Annotated in this window: 18 protein-coding genes and 1 pseudogene; 6 read left to right on the forward strand and 13 right to left on the reverse strand. The window is 60.5% G+C overall.

The annotated features are described in order from the left end of the window. Positions 1-408 precede the first annotated feature (408 nt). A complete protein-coding gene (locus ACM5SV_RS29970) occupies positions 409-2,199 on the forward strand; it encodes a chloride channel protein (protein ID WP_222014947.1) in 1,791 nt (596 codons plus the stop codon). A gap of 28 nt (positions 2,200-2,227) precedes the next feature. Here ACM5SV_RS29970 and ACM5SV_RS29975 read toward each other — a convergent pair. The 4 genes and pseudogenes from ACM5SV_RS29975 to ACM5SV_RS29990 all read right to left on the reverse strand — a co-directional run bounded on the left by ACM5SV_RS29975 (position 2,228) and on the right by ACM5SV_RS29990 (position 4,740). Next, a pseudogene (locus ACM5SV_RS29975) lies at positions 2,228-3,525 on the reverse strand (adenylate/guanylate cyclase domain-containing protein). Between the two features lie 103 nt (positions 3,526-3,628). Beyond that, complete coding sequence (locus ACM5SV_RS29980; RefSeq protein WP_313903243.1) at positions 3,629-3,874, reverse strand: DUF1127 domain-containing protein; 246 nt, start codon at positions 3,872-3,874, stop codon at positions 3,629-3,631. Positions 3,875-3,939: 65 nt separating this feature from the next. Continuing rightward, positions 3,940-4,212, reverse strand: coding sequence for a DUF4242 domain-containing protein (locus ACM5SV_RS29985; protein WP_003560176.1), 273 nt, complete (start codon positions 4,210-4,212; stop codon positions 3,940-3,942). Positions 4,213-4,254: 42 nt separating this feature from the next. Then, a complete protein-coding gene (locus tag ACM5SV_RS29990) occupies positions 4,255-4,740 on the reverse strand; it encodes a hypothetical protein (protein WP_222014950.1) in 486 nt (161 codons plus the stop codon). 186 nt (positions 4,741-4,926) lie between these two features. On the opposite strand from ACM5SV_RS29990, the gene ACM5SV_RS29995 reads away from it, so the two are divergent. Next, positions 4,927-6,060 (forward strand): helix-turn-helix transcriptional regulator, encoded by a 1,134-nt coding sequence (locus tag ACM5SV_RS29995; RefSeq protein WP_419425468.1) that lies wholly within the window; start codon positions 4,927-4,929, stop codon positions 6,058-6,060. A gap of 81 nt (positions 6,061-6,141) precedes the next feature. Here the strand turns inward: ACM5SV_RS29995 and ACM5SV_RS30000 are convergent, their stop codons facing one another. After that, positions 6,142-6,912: an SDR family oxidoreductase gene (locus ACM5SV_RS30000; RefSeq protein WP_222014952.1), complete on the reverse strand. Its 771-nt coding sequence runs from the start codon at positions 6,910-6,912 to the stop codon at positions 6,142-6,144. Between the two features lie 122 nt (positions 6,913-7,034). Then, positions 7,035-8,489, reverse strand: a complete 1,455-nt coding sequence (locus tag ACM5SV_RS30005) for a cobyric acid synthase (protein ID WP_222015030.1) — start codon at positions 8,487-8,489, stop codon at positions 7,035-7,037. A gap of 669 nt (positions 8,490-9,158) precedes the next feature. On the opposite strand from ACM5SV_RS30005, the gene ACM5SV_RS30010 reads away from it, so the two are divergent. Beyond that, positions 9,159-10,160 carry a glycine betaine ABC transporter substrate-binding protein gene (locus ACM5SV_RS30010; protein ID WP_199788701.1) on the forward strand — a complete coding sequence of 334 codons (1,002 nt, stop codon included), beginning with the start codon at positions 9,159-9,161 and terminating at the stop codon, positions 10,158-10,160. Between the two features lie 20 nt (positions 10,161-10,180). Then, positions 10,181-10,543 (forward strand): hypothetical protein, encoded by a 363-nt coding sequence (locus tag ACM5SV_RS30015; RefSeq protein WP_199788702.1) that lies wholly within the window; start codon positions 10,181-10,183, stop codon positions 10,541-10,543. Between the two features lie 79 nt (positions 10,544-10,622). Here the strand turns inward: ACM5SV_RS30015 and ACM5SV_RS30020 are convergent, their stop codons facing one another. Then, positions 10,623-10,778 carry a hypothetical protein gene (locus ACM5SV_RS30020; protein ID WP_003560194.1) on the reverse strand — a complete coding sequence of 52 codons (156 nt, stop codon included), beginning with the start codon at positions 10,776-10,778 and terminating at the stop codon, positions 10,623-10,625. Positions 10,779-10,946: 168 nt separating this feature from the next. After that, the gene (locus ACM5SV_RS30025; protein ID WP_199788703.1) at positions 10,947-11,888 is read right to left on the reverse strand and encodes a LysR family transcriptional regulator; all 942 of its coding nucleotides are present in this window, start codon (positions 11,886-11,888) and stop codon (positions 10,947-10,949) included. Positions 11,889-11,961: 73 nt separating this feature from the next. On the opposite strand from ACM5SV_RS30025, the gene ACM5SV_RS30030 reads away from it, so the two are divergent. Then, positions 11,962-12,150, forward strand: coding sequence for a hypothetical protein (locus tag ACM5SV_RS30030; protein ID WP_105006439.1), 189 nt, complete (start codon positions 11,962-11,964; stop codon positions 12,148-12,150). 112 nt (positions 12,151-12,262) lie between these two features. Here the strand turns inward: ACM5SV_RS30030 and ACM5SV_RS30035 are convergent, their stop codons facing one another. Next, positions 12,263-12,871 (reverse strand): LysE/ArgO family amino acid transporter, encoded by a 609-nt coding sequence (locus tag ACM5SV_RS30035; RefSeq protein ID WP_222015032.1) that lies wholly within the window; start codon positions 12,869-12,871, stop codon positions 12,263-12,265. Between the two features lie 100 nt (positions 12,872-12,971). Between ACM5SV_RS30035 and ACM5SV_RS30040 the strand changes: the two genes are divergently transcribed. Beyond that, positions 12,972-13,865: a LysR family transcriptional regulator ArgP gene (locus ACM5SV_RS30040; RefSeq protein WP_222014953.1), complete on the forward strand. Its 894-nt coding sequence runs from the start codon at positions 12,972-12,974 to the stop codon at positions 13,863-13,865. Between the two features lie 48 nt (positions 13,866-13,913). Here the strand turns inward: ACM5SV_RS30040 and ACM5SV_RS30045 are convergent, their stop codons facing one another. The 4 genes from ACM5SV_RS30045 to ACM5SV_RS30060 all read right to left on the reverse strand — a co-directional run bounded on the left by ACM5SV_RS30045 (position 13,914) and on the right by ACM5SV_RS30060 (position 15,511). After that, positions 13,914-14,273: a hypothetical protein gene (locus ACM5SV_RS30045; RefSeq protein WP_012757855.1), complete on the reverse strand. Its 360-nt coding sequence runs from the start codon at positions 14,271-14,273 to the stop codon at positions 13,914-13,916. Positions 14,274-14,382: 109 nt separating this feature from the next. Continuing rightward, on the reverse strand, positions 14,383-14,865 hold the full coding sequence (gene greA, locus ACM5SV_RS30050; protein WP_012757856.1) for a transcription elongation factor GreA: 483 nt from the start codon (positions 14,863-14,865) through the stop codon (positions 14,383-14,385). A gap of 212 nt (positions 14,866-15,077) precedes the next feature. Further along, positions 15,078-15,263 carry a DUF3008 family protein gene (locus tag ACM5SV_RS30055; RefSeq protein WP_003560205.1) on the reverse strand — a complete coding sequence of 62 codons (186 nt, stop codon included), beginning with the start codon at positions 15,261-15,263 and terminating at the stop codon, positions 15,078-15,080. Positions 15,264-15,301: 38 nt separating this feature from the next. After that, entirely contained in the window at positions 15,302-15,511 is a 210-nt protein-coding gene (locus ACM5SV_RS30060; protein WP_012757857.1) for a DUF2945 domain-containing protein, read from the reverse strand. Between the last annotated feature and the right edge of the window lie 59 nt (positions 15,512-15,570).

The raw sequence follows: 15,570 nt of genomic DNA on the forward strand, positions 1-15,570 counted from the left end.
GGGCTTGATGCCGGATGGAAGACCCTGACCGCTCTACAGTCGCGGGGTCGGCTGTGATGAAGGCGCCCGGCTTGGGTCCGCCCCGTCACATTCCCTTTTCATCCGGAAGGGCGTAACACCGATCCGGAACCATCCGTTATGTCAGGATGGTCAGTCGACCATCCGTTATCGGGATGGTTAGGCAAGCGCAGGGGTGAAGTCAACCGGCCTTGGCGGCCGCTCGATCACCGGCTACGAGGCGTTGCCACGCCAACACGACTTACTCTACCTAAAATATCGTCTTTTATCAGAGACTTACGTCATAAATATTTATCCCGCGCGCCGGCTTTTCGCCGCAATTGCGTCGCAAGCGGAGTGCCCGACCATCTCCGCCCTTGACCGGGCCTCTCCCCGCCTAGTTGTCTAGCCATGCTTATGAAATTGGATCGGCGCCGTTTCCGCGCGCTGCGTGTTTTCTTCGATCCGGGACGCCTGCGGGCGCTGACCCGGCGTAGCGAGGTCGGCCTGTCGCTAGCGGGCGCCGTTGTCGGCATCATCTCGGGTCTTGCCGTCACCGGCATGAGCTACGTCTCCAATGAGCTGCATCAACTGGTCTTCGGCATCGCCGACAGCGAACGACTGAGCTCGTCCGAGATCGAGAATAAGATGCTGCTGCTCACCGCCCCCGTCATCGGCGGCGCCCTGCTTGGCCTGTTGCTCCTGGTGCTGGCGAAACGGCGCAAGAAACCGATGGTCGACCCGATCGAGGCCAATGCGCTGCATGGCGGCCGCCTGTCCTTGACCGACAGCATCATCGTTGCCGTGCAGAACCTGATCTCCAACGGTTTCGGCGCCTCGGTCGGCCTGGAGGCCGGCTATACCCAGCTTGCCGCCGGGCTCGCCTCGAAATTCGGCCTGAAGCTGCAGCTTCGCCGCTCGGACCTGCGCACCCTCGTTGGCTGCGGCGCGGCGGGCGCCATCGCCGCCGCCTTCAACGCGCCGCTGACTGGCGCTTTCTATGCTTTCGAGCTGATCATCGGCACCTATACGATCGTGTCGCTGACGCCTGTCGTCGTCTCTGCCCTTGTCTCCACCCTGATCGCAAGGCTGCTTGCCGGCAGCGATTTCACCATCGATATCGGCAGCTTCGGCTCGGTCGTGCCGGCCGATTATATCCCGGCACTGCTGCTCGGTGCTTTCTGCGCCGGTGTCGGCATCCTGATCATGCAGGGCGTCGCCTTTGTCGAAGAGCTGGCGCGCAAGAGCTCGATCGCCCCCCCCTTCCGCCCGGCCCTCGGCGGCATCATCGTCGGGCTGTTGGCGATGATCTCGCCGCAGGTGCTCTCGGCCGGCCACGGCGCGCTGCATCTCAATCTTTCCCGTGAGGTGGCAATCCCGACGCTGATCGGCCTCTTCCTCTTGAAATCCTTCGCCTCGGCGATCTCGATCGGCTCCGGCTTCAGGGGTGGGCTGTTCTTCGCCTCGCTGTTCATGGGCGCCCTGCTCGGCAAGCTCTTCGCCTATTGCGGCCCCTATTTCGCCGATGCGACGCTGACGCCCGTCATCTATGCCGTGGTCGGCATGAGTTCGCTCGCCGTCGCCGTCATCGGCGGGCCGCTGACCATGACGTTCCTGGCGCTCGAAATCACCGGCGATTTCCCGATCACGGCGCTGGTGCTCGCCGCCGTCATCACCTCCTCGCTCGTCGTGCGTTCGACCTTCGGTTACTCCTTCGCCACCTGGCGCTTTCATCTTCGCGGCGAAAGCATCCGCAGCGCCCATGACGTCGGATGGATCCGCAACCTGACGGTCGACAAGCTGATGCGCGCCGACGTCAAGACGGCAAGGGCGGGCATCTCTCTGGAGGAATTCAAGCAGGCCTTCCCGATCGGCTCGACCCAGCGCGTCATCCTCGTCGAGGAGAGCGACAAATATGCGGGCCTTGTGCTGGTGCCGGAGATCTACGCCAATCCGACCGACGCCCAGGACGAGGGCAAGGCGCTTGCCGATTTCATCCGCTACCGCAACGATTTCCTGCAGCCGCAGATGAATGCCAGGCAGGCGGCGGCGATCTTCGACAAGAGCGAAAGCGAAGCGCTCGCCGTCGTCAACAACCTGATCGAACGCAAGGTGATCGGCCAGCTCAGCGAAAGCTATACGCTGCGCCGCTACAGCGAAGAACTCGACCGCCGCCGCCGCGAGGTCTCAGGCGAGATCTGATCCGTCGTCGCGCCATCGGATCGACGCTTCAGGATACGGCGTCGGCGAGCTTGAACACGTTTACCACTTTCGAAACCCCGCGCAACTCGAAGGATCCCAGACATTCGTTGGCGACGGCGCAGGTGACGGCGAAGCTTTCCGACATCAGAAGGTGATGTCCGAGCGTGCTGCAGAGTTTTTCGAGGCGCGAAGCCTCGTTGACGGCGCTGCCGATCACCGTGAAATCAAGCCTGCCGCGTGCGCCGATATTTCCGTAGAAGACCTCGCCGAGATGCAGCACGACATCGACGCCGATGTCAGGACCTCCATCATTCCTCCGCTGACCGTTCAGCACCTTGTTGGCTTCCAGAATATTCTTTGCGGAAGCCAGTGCGGCCATGCAGGCCTTTTGCGGATCTTCAGCATCGGTCGGAAAGATCGCCAGCACGCTATCACCCATGAACTTGAGGATCTCGCCCGAATTTTCCTCGACATGCCAGCCGATCAGCTCGAAATGTTCATTCAGAAACCCGGCGATTTCGCCCGGCTGATAAACCTCGGTCAGCGCCGTGAAGTTTCTCAGGTCCGCAAGCAGGATCGCAGCATTGATCGCCCCTCCCTTTCCCCTCTGAATATCGCCTGCAAGGATGCGTGCACTTGTCTTGGCGCCTGTATAGACGGCGAGGATATCCGATGCGGTTTTCGTTGCCGCGATACGGTAACAAGCCAGCCCCAGCGCCGGGAAGAGCTTCGCGACGATCGCCAGTTGATCATCAGAAAATCCGCCCGGCCTGTTGCTTGTGAGAGACAGACTGACTCCGCGTAGCGCAGCCTCCTTCGGGAACTCCAGCAGGCTGACCAGGTGATCCGTGCCGCCGCTATGCGCGAATTCCGCAAGCTGCGGGTAGTCATCGACACCCTCACCCTTGGCGATGTTCCAGCGACCTGACGTTTCGCCACGGCCCAAAAGAAAATAGATCGGGGTCTTTTCGAAATTCAGCACTCCTGCAGTGCCATATTCGGCATTCTCGATCGTGGTCGCACCGCCGCGCACGAAATTGGCCGAGACGCCGCCATACATGGGATGAATAGACGGCATTGAAATGCTTCCCCGCCAGATCGGAAAGCCATCCGCGATCAGCCGATCGCACAATCCGGCTATCAGCTCGGCTATATGCTCGGCCGTGATTCCATGTTCTATAAGCCACTGAATATGATTGTTAATTTTCAAACCTCCACATGAGCCGCCACAATCTTAAGATGGCAAATCGGGCAAATGGGCGGCAATCCGAACCGGGTCGCCACGACATCCAGTGATAGCCCGACCAAACCGATGTTTCTAGCCATCGAGCTCAGCCACCACAACCGTAGGGCAGATGGCAGAGAGATTGATACCGGTATCGACGCACTGCGAGGTTTTACGCCCGATGCGGACGCCCGCCGTGAGACACTAGCGGAACCTGCTCCAGTCTGCATCCTGGGAGGCGACGAAGGGTATTTCGCCCCTCGACACGGCAATGTCTTTCAGCATGTGATCTGGCAAGGCGCCAAGCTGATTTGCCGCCGATCGCCTGCGCCGCCGGACGACAAGGGCGCGCAGCGGAGAGGTAAGCAGCGCCATCACTTTGCGCAGTCGCAGCTCGACCGCGCCGGACAAGAGCTTCTCGTTCATTGTGATCCCCATGAATTTGCGCATGCCGATGGCAAGATCGCAACCCGGAGAACCGGCCGGTGACTCGTTCGCCGGCCGGTTCCGACATCCTAGCGCGCCGAATGAGGGCCGATGAGCGTCGTGATCTCCGTCACCCGGTCCGCCGGAAAGCCACCCTTTTCCGCGTGCCGATAGACCGCTTCCGCGCTCTCGGCCTCATGAACGCAGTACATCTTGTCCCCGGTCACATAGCTGGTGATCCAGGTATAGGGTTCGCCAAGGGACGCCACGACGGCGTTGGATTTCGCCGAGATCTCGCGCAGGGTTTCCTTGTCCATGTCCCCGAGACCTGGAATGTTTCGTTCGACAACGAATTGCGGCATTGTTTTATCCTTTCATGATGTTTTGAGTGAGCTGGCGCTTCATCAACCGTGCGCATGCCGGCAACTGACGTCAGGGTTCATGTCGGCGAACGGTCCCTTCGGATTGTTCTTCCATGCCCAGACGTGCAGCTCGTAGAAAGCTGGAAGGCCGTAGCGGTTCGGGGCGTTCGTGAAACTGAACAGCTGGCCGCCGAGATTGGCGGGACCTTTCGTGGTGATGTATTCGACAGCGACGAGTTTCATCTTGCCGTGTTCGTCAGGCTCGTACATCACGGCCTCCGGCCTGGTGAGATCAATGGCCTCATCCTTGATGAGGTCGGCACTGACATAGTGGATACCCATCGCACCTCCATCTATGCCGCTGGTGCATGGGATCGGCGAATAGCCTTCCTTGACGGCTTGGTTGACGTCCCGGAAGCGCGCATTGGCCTCCCGGACCTGTTCCGGCAGGCCGCCGCCGCCGAGCGCTGCAGCCGGAAGAGCTGCCATAATGAGAAGCGCCGCGATCGGCGCTTTTGTCGCTTTCATGAAGATTGCCCTCCAATTTCTGGTTGTCCAAGCCGATTGGATTCCGGCCGGCAGTGCGTTGTAAAAAATCCGCGCGATGAAACATCTCCCGCATGGGGGATGAAATCTTCCGCAAATCCCGGAAATGAAGGCGCCATGGCCGGCGACAATTGACCGGGCTGGCCGGGCTGATGCAGGATTGTGATCATGGAACAGCAGCTGTCGGAAATTATTGGCGCTATTTATGATTGCGTGGCCCGGGAGGATGCCTGGCCAAACGCTCTTCGTCTGATCAATGGTCAGGTGAATGGTTTTCTAACCACGCTTGCCGTCTTCGACACCACCACGCGGTCCGCACGGCTGGCCCAGATCGCCTGCGACGACGGAGAGGCCATCCGCACCCTCGTCGCGCATGCGAAGGACGTCCCGTTCTTCCACCTTCTCCACCGAATGGAGATCGATCAGCCGGATACGCTGGAGCGGATGTTTTCCCTCTATGGACCCGATGGCGAAGCCGTCTGGAAGAGTGGTGCGCTCTACCAGAACTTTCATGCCAGGTATGGGGTTCTAAACTCGATCGACATGGCCGTGCTGAAGCGCCCGACCCGTGTCGGGACGATCAACATTTCGGTGCAATACGAACCGAGCGAACGACGTGTCTTCGACATCGTCGGGCTGCTCGGTCCGCATATCCGCCGTGCCGTGACGATCCACGACATGTTCGAGATGGAGCGCGCCGAAGCCGCCGTCCTCAGGGAGGTCATCGACGCCCTCGATCATGCGGTCTTCATCGTTGCAGAAGACATGACAATCCTCTTCGCCAATGAAGCCGCCGAAGCACGGCTGCGCGAGCAGCACGTGGTCCACTCGCTTTCAGGCCGTCTGGCCGCTCGCTACAGTTATGCAGGCGCCGCCCTTTCCAACGCCGTGGCGCTTGGCGCGCGCGACGAAATCAGTCTCGCAGCCGCTGGGATCGATGTTCCTCTTGCCTCGGCGGAGCGCCCCGCCGTCGCTCACGTTCTGCCGTTGCAGCGGCGCTCCGAAAGGGGACGCTTTGAAAGCCGGGCGGCGGCGGCGATCTTTCTCGCCGCGGCGGGAACGGTGATCCAGTCGGCCGTCGATGCCGTTGCTGCCCTTTTTGCTCTCACGCCTGCCGAACGGCGCGTGGTCGGCTACGTGTCCGAAGGCATGACGCGATCCGAGATCGCAAATGCACAGGGCGTTGCCGACGGCACCGTGAAATCGCAACTGGCCGCCATCTACGACAAGACGGGAGCGGAAGACCAGCGCAGCCTGCAGCAGCTCGTACGCGAACTCAGCCCACCTGTCAGGCGCACCTAAGAAGTCGACATCAACCTTCGGCCGACTGACAGCAGATGCGAAAAGGCACGCCGGCGCGACAGCAGATGCGGGCATCTCCGCTCACATCCTGACCGTCATTCCGCCGTCGACCGTCAGCACATGGCCGTTGACGAAGGAAGCGGCGCCGCTTGCCAGAAACAGCGCCGCGCCAGCGATCTCGTCTGGCCGTCCCCAGCGCTGGACCGGGATGCGCTGGCGCACGAAGGGCATCAATTCCTCGTTCTGAGCCATCACCGCATTCGTCTCGGTGGCGAACCAGCCGGGCGCAATCGCGTTGCTGGTGATGCCGTACGGGCCGAACTCGACCGCCATGCCGCGCATCAGGCCGGTCAGGCCCTGCTTGGCTGCTGGATAGACGCAGTCGCCAGGCATGACGACATGGCCGCTGATCGAGGTCACCGCGATCAGCCGGCCGTGATTGCGTCGCTTCATCAACACGGCAGCGTCGCGCGAAAGCGTGATCGCCGCCGCCAGATCGGTGCGCAGCAGCTCTATGATCGCATCATCGTCGAATTCAGCCAGCGGCCGCCGGTCGCGGGCACCGACATTGTTGATCAAAATATCGAGACGACCATGGATCTTGTCGATATCGGCCACCGCAGCACGCTGTGCCTCGCGATCGGCGATATCGAATGCGGCGGCCTCCGCCGTGCCGCCCGCGGCACGGATGGCCCTGACGGCGCCTTCCAGCGTCGCCGCCGTGCGTCCGTTGACGATGACATGCGCGCCGGCTTCTGCGAGGGCGCGCGCCATCTCGAAGCCCAGACCACGGCCGCCGCCGGTCACCAGCGCTACCTGCCCTGCCAGTGAAAATCTATCCAATACGCTCATAGTTTTCGTCACTCTCAACCGGGTCAGTCGCGACAATTAATGGACTCAGTCAACTAATTTGGCAATAGCCGAACGACGGCACCAAATGATGGAGAGGCAGCCCCGTCCGGTACACATCGGGCCTAACCGAGCAGCCCGGCCAGCCAGCGTGGATCGAGATGACGTTCCAATTCCCGGGCGACGTCGTCGAGCGCCTGCTCGACGCTCTCGCGGTAATTCCTCCGCTCGCCTGATAGCCCGAAGCTTTGAAGCAGCCGGGCGCGGTAGGCGTCGCTGCCGAAGAGCCCGTGCAGATAGGTGCCCATGATCCGGCCGTCGGCCGACAGCGCCCCGTCGGGCGCGCCATCGATGATCGCCGAAGGCCTGATGCAATCCGGACCGCGGGTGATGCCGAGATGGATCTGGTAGCCGGCAAGCGGCGCGTCAAATTCCGCGGAGCGAGCCTGGCTGTTGCGCACGGTCTTTTCCGGCGCCATCTCGGTCTCGATGTCGAGCAGCCCAAGCCCCGGCGTCTCGAGCGTCCCGCCCTCGATGCCGAGCGGATCATGTACCGCGCGGCCGAGCATCTGATAGCCGCCGCAAATGCCGATCACCCGGCCGCCGCGCCTGACATGCGCCTGGAGGTCGCGGTCCCAGCCCTCAGCCCTGAAGTCGGCGAGATCCGATATCGTCGATTTCGAGCCGGGAAGCACAACGAGGCTCGCATCGGCTGGCATCCGCTCGCCGGCGCGAACGAAGACCAACTCAACATCCGGCTCGGTCCTCAGTGGATCAAGATCGTCGAAATTGGCGATACGTGGCAGCACCGGCACGGCGATCTTCAGCGCGCCCGTCCCGCCCCTCGCCAACCGTTCGAGCACGGCCGAATCTTCGGCCGGCAGGCGCGCAGCACCCCTCAGCCAGGGCACGACGCCGAAACACGGCCAGCCGGTAAAGCCTTCGATGGCGCGGATGCCGTCGTCAAACAGCGAGACGTCGCCGCGGAACTTGTTGATGATATAGCCCGCAATCATCGCCCGGTCGCCATCATCGAGGATCGCATGCGTGCCGACCAGCGAGGCGATGACACCGCCGCGGTCAATATCGCCGACAAGCACGACGGGCACGCCCGCCCGCGTCGCAAAGCCCATATTGGCGATATCGCCGGGCCTGAGATTGATCTCGGCCGGCGATCCCGCACCTTCGACGATAACGAGGTCGGCACCCGCAGCCACTTTTTCGAAACTTTCGAGCACGGCGCCGAGCAACTCAGGCTTCAGCCGCTGATAGTCGCGTCCCTTCGCCTGTCCGAACACCCTGCCCTGGACGATGATCTGGCTGCCATTGTCCGATTGCGGCTTGAGCAGCACAGGGTTCATGTGGACCGAGGATGGCGTGCGCGCAGCCAGCGACTGCAGCCACTGCGCCCGGCCGATCTCGCCGCCGTCATCGGCGACCGCCGCATTGTTCGACATATTCTGTGGCTTGAACGGCCGGACCGTCAGCCCGCGATTGGCCGCCAACCGGCAGAGCCCTGCGACCAGAACCGTCTTGCCGACATCGGAGCCGGTTCCCTGCAGCATGATCGCTCTTGCCATGGTGGCCCGCATTCGCCTCTCGTTCAGGCGAGGCCTACAATGGGCGGTAATCCCAGGTCAAGACTTGGCCTCGGTCAAGACTTGGCCCCAGTCACGTTCCCACACAAACGCGAAAACCGCGCATGGCCTTGGCTCTGCGCGGTTTGCCGAAAAACTCAGGCGTCTTCGCCCTTACACGGCGAAGCTCGCTTTCTCCGGTACGCACTACCTGAACCAGAGAAGCGGCGGTCATTGCTGCCACGCCCCAACTGATAACGGCACATTCTTACCGGAGAGTTATTGAAGGCTTACGCAAATGTTAATTTCGATCTTTTTTGACATTCTCGTCGAAATTTCTGCCGAAGATCCGCCGCCGGTCGCCAAGAGCGTGCTTTTCGCCCAAGGGCGCCAATTTCGGGATGCCGACATAAATTCTTCGAATTCAATAATTTAGTCACGCAACCATAAGCAGAAGATGGTTGATTTCTGCGAGCGAACGCGTAGGCTCCGTCATAACGCGCCATTGTCGAACATGGCCTGCGACGAGTTGCCGGAGCCGCAAGGACGGACGGTGCCATGAACCGGAAAGCCTGTTGCTGTATCGCCCGGCAGGCGTTTTCCCCTCGGGTGCCAGAGATATTTGTCGGTTGATTTCAGAGCCTGCGCGTCCGCCTAAGAAGAATTCGGGGAATGACGATGAAGACGTTTCTGATTCCGGCCGTCTTTGCCGCGGCTCTTTCTACCGTTGCGCCGGCTGAAGCAGCCGAATGCGGCAGCGTTTCGATCGCCGAAATGAAGTGGGCCTCGGCAGGCATTGCGGCGAGCTTCGACAAGATCATCCTGGAAAAGGGATACGGCTGTTCCGTCACCATCGTCGATGGCGACACCCTGCCGACCTTCGCCTCGATGAACGAGAAAGGCGCCCCTGACATCGCCTCGGAATACTGGATCAATTCGGTTAGGGCCCTGCTCGATCAGGCCGTCAATAGCGGCCGGTTGGTGCAGGGAGCCGAGATCCTTGCCGACGGCGCCGTCGAAGGCTGGTGGATCCCGAAATTCATCGCCGACGCCCACCCCGACATCCGCTCGGTCGAGGACGCGCTGAAACATCCCGAACTCTTTCCAGCCGAGGACGACCTGTCGAAGGGCGCAGTTTACAACTGTCCCGCCGACTGGAGCTGCCAGATATCAACCACCAACCTGTTCAAGGCGCTTGCCGCCGACAAGAAGAGCTTCGAGCTTGTCGAGACCGGCAGCCCCGAACGGCTCGATGCCTCGATTGCCCGCGCCTTCGACAACAAGATCGGCTGGCTCGGTTATTACTGGGCGCCGACTGCCATCCTCGGCAAATACGACATGACGCGCCTGAGCTTCGGCGTCGGCCACAACAAGAATGAATGGGACCGCTGTACCGCGGTTGCCGGCTGTGTCAGGCCCGAGCTCAATTCCTACCCGGTCTCGCGCGCCTTCACACTGATGACCAGGTCCTTCGCCAGCCGCGCCGGACCTGTCACGACCTATCTCAAGACCCGCAAATGGGACAATGCGACGATCAACCAGGTGCTCGCCTGGCAGGACGAAAACCGCGCAAGCAACGAGGATGCCGCGATCTATTTCCTTCGCAACTACGAGAGCCTGTGGACGAAATGGGTGCCGGTCGATGTAGCCGAGAAGGTTAAGGCGAGCTTATAACGGCCAAAACACGATCAAGCATGGACGATTCGATGACAGGCAATGTTCCCTTTCCCGACCGCGATACCGTTGCGGAAAAGCTCGCTGGGCTGTCGGAGACCGACAAGTCATACCTGGCGCTGCTCATGGAAAACGCCGCCCAGGACGACAACCTACTCGACGGCCTGCGCCGCCATCTCGATCTCGCCGCCGGATCGCGTTTCCTGAACTCGCTGAAGCTCGAAAATCTGGGAATCTGGCTCGGAAGTCATACGCCGGACCGGCTGCAGATCCGGCTGATGGAAACCGCCCGCTCTAGCCAACATCCCGCCTACCAAGCCTTCCGGACCGGTCTCGACCGATCCGGCGGGCTGGAAAAGCTTTATCCCCCGGTCATCCGTTAGGATGATCCGGACGCGGCCGATAGTTGATCCCCGGGGTCAGCACCTCATCCGGCGACTCTAGCAGCGATCTGAACGGTCGTTACTTCTTCGCGGCGCGGTCGACTGAGCGGCCGGCGTCCTGCGTGGCGTTCACGGTATTTGCCGTATCTTTTCCGATGCCGCGGATCGTATTGCCGCAGGAGGAAAGGGCAAGAAGAACCATAAAAGCTGCGGCAATTTTGGCCGTTGTCGTCATCTCGGATATCCTTGTTTGAAATCAACCCCGAACGGCGACAATTGCCGTCCCGCGCCAATAACGCACGACAAACCAAAAGGTTCACTGGCCATAAATATACCCGCTAGAGACACGCGTCCGATAGGACGCGCTATCACTTTCGATCGGCGCATAATCTGTCCGATACAGCTAGGCAGCGACCGCCTTTGCTCTCTCGGCAAAGGCGCCGCGAATGCTGTCAGCCACCGTCTCGATCGGCCCCGACACCTGCGAGGCGGTCAGCAGGCGGATGTCGAAGGCGCCGAGTTCCGGCAGCCCTTCCTGGGGGCCGAGGATCGCCATGTCTTCGTTGACATAGGACAGCGGCAGCGGCGCGATGGCGAGATCGGAAAGCACGGCGGCGCGCTGCGCCATCGTGTGGCCGCTGAGATAAGCGACGCGATAATGCCGCTTGTTGCGTTCGAGCTGGGAGAGCGCCTCCTGGCGCCAGATGCAGCCGTCTTCCCAGATCGAGATCGGCAGCGGATCGCGGCGATGCGCCGAACCGCACTTGGCGCCGGCCCAGACCAGCCGCTCGCGGAACACCACCTCTCCGCCCGTCGGGAACGGCCGTGTCGCACAGTTGATCAACGCGAGGTCGAGCCGCTGCTCCTCCATGCGCTTCTTCAAACCCTGGCTCATGTCGATCGTCACATCGACCATGATGCCGGGATAGCTCTCGGCGAAACTCTTCAGGATGCTCGGCAGCAGCCGTTCGCCGATATCCTCCGGCGCGCCGAGGCGCACGACGCCGCTGAGCTCCGGCATGATGAATCGCGACACCGCCTCGTTCGACAGAGCCAGCATGTTGCGGGCATAGGACAGCAACATCTCACCGTGGCGCGTCAGCGATACCGAGCGGGCGTCGCGCAGAAACAGCGTTGCCCCCAGTTGTTCCTCAAGCTTCTTGATCTGCATCGACACCGCCGATGGCGTGCGGAAGACCGCCTCTGCGGCGGTCGAAAAATTGCCTGTCTCTGCGATCGCCACGAAGGTACGCAGCACCTCGTTGTCAAGCAGCGGAATGGGACGGCGAAATGGAATGCTCATCGTCACATCTTTCAATTTTTCTGATTTATAACCCCATATCATTTTGTTTGATTGAATGTCAATTGAACCCGATATTTCGCGTGTCGGCAGCTAAATGCAGCCAAGGAGGCCCGACATGTCTCAAACAACCATCTGGAATATCGTACAGGCCCTTTCCGCATTCAAGGCGCAAAGGCGCAGGGATGCCAACCACGAGCATGCGCTCCGGGAGTTAAGGCGCTTTCCGCCACATCTGCTGGCAGATTGCCAGCGCGAGCTAGAGTTGGCCGTCCCGGAGCGCCGCGCGTGCGATGGGACGCGGTAGAGACGCTTGATCGCTTTGAATCCGGTCATAATCTGGGCAGATCGATGCCGGTCAACTCACAACGTCGCCGCTCGACCTGCGCTGCAGCGGATGATCGACGGTCGAACGCCGATCACATCCCGCCCAGCAATTTGAAGGCAATGATCCACATCGTGAAAGCGACGAGCGTTTCCAGCATGCGCCAGGATGAAGGTTTGGAGAAAATCGGCCGCAACCGCTTTGCGCCATATCCGAGCGAAAAGAAGAACAGGAAGGAACCCGTCACCGCCCCTGCCGCAAAAGAAGTCTGCTCTCCCGGATATCGAGTCGATATCGTGCCGAGCAGCACGACCGTGTCGAGATAGACGTGCGGATTGAGCCAGGTGAGTGCGAGGCAGGTCGCGAGTGTCTGCCGAAAGCTTGACGACTTTGCTTCCCCGGCCGTCAGAGCAGCGGAGGATCGCAAGGCGGAATAGAGGCTTCTTGCTCCGTACAAGACCAGAAATGCGGCTCCGCCATAGCGCATGACCGGATCGAGCCATGGCATGAACCTGGCGATTTGCTGCAGGCTGGTCACGCCAAGCACGATAAGCGCGGCATCCGATACAGCGCATGCGAGGCAGACGGCAAAGACATGTTCGTTGCGCAAGCCCTGGCGGAGGATGAAGGCGTTCTGCGCGCCGATGGCGACAATCAGGCTGAGGCCCATCATCAGGCCGGTTCCATAGATCGAAAAATTCATCGCTTCGGCCAACGCCCCTCATTTCGGTGAGGCTGCGCTATCGCGATTAGGAGAATTAGGCTAATTAATCCATCTTACTCCAATTAAGCAAAACTAATCCATGCTCGACTATCCCGCTCTTCGCGCCGTCGCAACCATTGTCCAGACAGGCAGCTTCGAAAGAGCCGCGACCGCGCTGAACGTGACGCCTTCGGCCATTTCCCAGCGCGTGAAGCAGCTCGAGGAGCGTCTAGGCGTCGTCCTCATCGTCAGAGGCACGCCGTGCACGGCGACCGAAAAGGGAGAATGGCTCTGCCGCCATATGGAAAATGTCGGCATGCTCGAAGCAGAACTCTTCGGGCAGCTGCCGGCCCTCGTCGATCCCAACGAACCACGCCAAAGGGTCACGCTTCAAATCGCGACGAATGCCGATAGCCTCGGGACATGGTTCGTGGAGGCCATGTCGAATTTTGCCAAAAGCTCTTCCTATCTGCTGAATATCGCCGTCGACGATCAGGACCACACCGCCGAATGGCTGCAGCGCGGGCGGGTGATCGCCGCCGTCACCAGCCTGGAAAAGCCGGTCCGCGGATGCAGGCGTTTTGCCCTTGGGGTTCTGCGTTACCAGGCCACGGCAACGCCCGATTTCGTCGCGCGCCATTTTCCACAGGGCGTGACATCAGAGGCGATCCGCAACGCTCCGGCGCTCACCTTCAATCAGAAGGACAGGCTGCAGAGCAGTTGGATCAGGCGAACGTTCGGACGCGATCTCGATTATCCCACCCACTGGCTGCCGTCGCCGCAGAGCTTCGTCGAGGCGAGCCTTTCGGGCATGGGATGGGGAATGAACCCGACACAGCTGACCCGCGAGCACCTCGCATCCGGACGGCTAGTCGAGCTGGTGCCCGACACTCCGCTCGATGTCTCGCTCTACTGGCAGATAAATCGCCTCGCCGCCGACCGCCTGGCGGATCTGACGCGCGAAGTCGTCACCGTGGCCCAGCGCCGTCTTTGATGCATCACTCAAAAATGCGGCATCATCCCGGTGACCGGGTTGCTTTTATCAGACGTAAGCCGTGCGGCTGCCGAACTCGCTGGTCTCGTCAAAATTCGTCGTGCCGATACGCTCGCTTTCGCCGGAAAGTTCTTTCGGAACGTCACCGGCAGGCTTCGATGCAGCAGACGCCTGAGTTTGGCTGCTCTCGCTCGCTTCGAGCTTGGCGATCTTCGCCTCCAGCGTATCGATAGATTTTTCGATCGTGGCGTTCTCTTGCTCGTCCTGCGTTTCCGACAGGGCTGCCTGCTTTTCGGCAAGCTGCGCCTCGAGAGAGGCAAGTTGGTCTGACGAACTGGAAGACGAGGTTGAAGCGGCTGAACTCAAAATGGTGGATGCAGAACTGGAAATTGCGCTGACCATGAGCATGACTTTCGATGATGGAATGTCATCGTTCTAGCCACGGATGGTAAATGTTCGATAAATAAAGTACCGTATGGTACCAAAATAATGAGAGGGCTACGCGAATAGCGCTCTCCTACGCGATGGCGATGATCTCCAGTTCCTGGCCGCCTGTCTCCACCATATCGCCGACAGCCTTGCCCATCAAAAGCCGTGCGACTGGCGAGACATAGGAAATCGATCCGGCCTTCGGATCAGCCTCGTCCTCTCCGACGATGCGATAGGTCTGCACCCGCCCGTCGTCACGACGGAAAGTCACCGTGCTGCCGAAGGCGACAGTATCGATTGACGTAGGGGAAGGCATGAGCTGAGCGGTGCGAAGTCTTGCCGTTAAGTAGCGAAGATCACGCAAAGGACTGGCCGCCTGCCGCCGCCTTTCGTTCACGTCTTCGATTGGGCTCGCAGCATCATAGGCCTCGCGAGCCTGCTGGAACTGTAATTCCAGAGCCTTCAACCCCGCTTCCGTGACAAGGTTCGGATGAGCCGAAATCGGACGATCGGGCAGCAGGGTTTCCGAAGCGGTTTCGAAACTCTCTTCCTTGGTAAAAGCGACGGCCAATCTCGAACTCCATTTTAGCGCGATGCGCTCTTCTAGCTGATGGGCAATTGCCTCGAAACGATCGTCGGAACCATACACCGACCGCGGACGAACCGCCAATCTTGCTTCATAGGCAGCCATCGCCGGCGGCAGAGGCAACCGCTTTCAAGGTCACGGCCCCGTAGCTGTTAAGCGCGGGAACGTCCTGTAACGCATGGCGGTGCTCGGCACCCCTATTTCGAGACGTGCTGGGGTTTGCCCTTCCTCTTGGTCGATGCAAATTCCTCAAGCTGTTTCTCGCTCATGGATTCCACCATCTGTTTCGAGGCGCCTTTGAGTTCGCTCTTCGGCGTCTCGCCACGCTTGGCCGAAAGTGCGGCGCCTGCCGCCTTCTGCTGGGCCTTGGACTTGGCTGGCATATCGATCTCCTTTTGCTCGAACAGAACGGCCGCCGGCGTCAAAGCTTCTTGAGTTCCTCAGGCTTGTGTGCCGCGCGCTTTCCCGATTTGTCGCTCTCGACTATATATTGCGGCTCGGCCTTCGATGCCTTCACGCTGTGGCCTTTGATCTTCGTCGGACTGCTCTGCTTTTTGACCACCCTGCCCTCGGTCTTTCCCTGGCTAGTATTCCAGCTTACCTCATCGCCCCTCTTCAATTGCTTCGACATTGGCGGGCTCCTTTTGCCGAAAAGAGTGAGTAGTTTTTGGACGACATCGTGCTCTGATC

Origin of the sequence: Rhizobium sp. CRRU65 (assembly GCF_048551595.1) — a bacterium.
GTDB lineage: Bacteria > Pseudomonadota > Alphaproteobacteria > Rhizobiales > Rhizobiaceae > Rhizobium > Rhizobium leguminosarum_J.

Excerpts from the sequence above, each read along its gene's own strand:
- ACM5SV_RS30005 (WP_222015030.1), bottom strand. The coding sequence starts at position 8,489 with ATGGCAAGAGCGATCATGCTGCAGGGAACCGGCTCCGATGTCGGCAAG.
- ACM5SV_RS29995 (WP_419425468.1), top strand. The coding sequence starts at position 4,927 with ATGGAACAGCAGCTGTCGGAAATTATTGGCGCTATTTATGATTGCGTG.
- ACM5SV_RS30030 (WP_105006439.1), top strand. The coding sequence starts at position 11,962 with ATGTCTCAAACAACCATCTGGAATATCGTACAGGCCCTTTCCGCATTC.
- ACM5SV_RS29990 (WP_222014950.1), bottom strand. The coding sequence starts at position 4,740 with ATGAAAGCGACAAAAGCGCCGATCGCGGCGCTTCTCATTATGGCAGCT.
- ACM5SV_RS30055 (WP_003560205.1), bottom strand. The coding sequence starts at position 15,263 with ATGCCAGCCAAGTCCAAGGCCCAGCAGAAGGCGGCAGGCGCCGCACTT.
- ACM5SV_RS30025 (WP_199788703.1), bottom strand. The coding sequence starts at position 11,888 with ATGATATGGGGTTATAAATCAGAAAAATTGAAAGATGTGACGATGAGC.
- ACM5SV_RS30020 (WP_003560194.1), bottom strand. The coding sequence starts at position 10,778 with ATGACGACAACGGCCAAAATTGCCGCAGCTTTTATGGTTCTTCTTGCC.
- ACM5SV_RS30035 (WP_222015032.1), bottom strand. The coding sequence starts at position 12,871 with ATGAATTTTTCGATCTATGGAACCGGCCTGATGATGGGCCTCAGCCTG.
- ACM5SV_RS29980 (WP_313903243.1), bottom strand. The coding sequence starts at position 3,874 with ATGCGCAAATTCATGGGGATCACAATGAACGAGAAGCTCTTGTCCGGC.
- ACM5SV_RS29985 (WP_003560176.1), bottom strand. The coding sequence starts at position 4,212 with ATGCCGCAATTCGTTGTCGAACGAAACATTCCAGGTCTCGGGGACATG.
- ACM5SV_RS30010 (WP_199788701.1), top strand. The coding sequence starts at position 9,159 with ATGACGATGAAGACGTTTCTGATTCCGGCCGTCTTTGCCGCGGCTCTT.
- ACM5SV_RS30060 (WP_012757857.1), bottom strand. The coding sequence starts at position 15,511 with ATGTCGAAGCAATTGAAGAGGGGCGATGAGGTAAGCTGGAATACTAGC.
- ACM5SV_RS30040 (WP_222014953.1), top strand. The coding sequence starts at position 12,972 with ATGCTCGACTATCCCGCTCTTCGCGCCGTCGCAACCATTGTCCAGACA.
- ACM5SV_RS29970 (WP_222014947.1), top strand. The coding sequence starts at position 409 with ATGCTTATGAAATTGGATCGGCGCCGTTTCCGCGCGCTGCGTGTTTTC.
- ACM5SV_RS30000 (WP_222014952.1), bottom strand. The coding sequence starts at position 6,912 with ATGAGCGTATTGGATAGATTTTCACTGGCAGGGCAGGTAGCGCTGGTG.
- ACM5SV_RS30045 (WP_012757855.1), bottom strand. The coding sequence starts at position 14,273 with ATGCTCATGGTCAGCGCAATTTCCAGTTCTGCATCCACCATTTTGAGT.
- ACM5SV_RS30015 (WP_199788702.1), top strand. The coding sequence starts at position 10,181 with ATGGACGATTCGATGACAGGCAATGTTCCCTTTCCCGACCGCGATACC.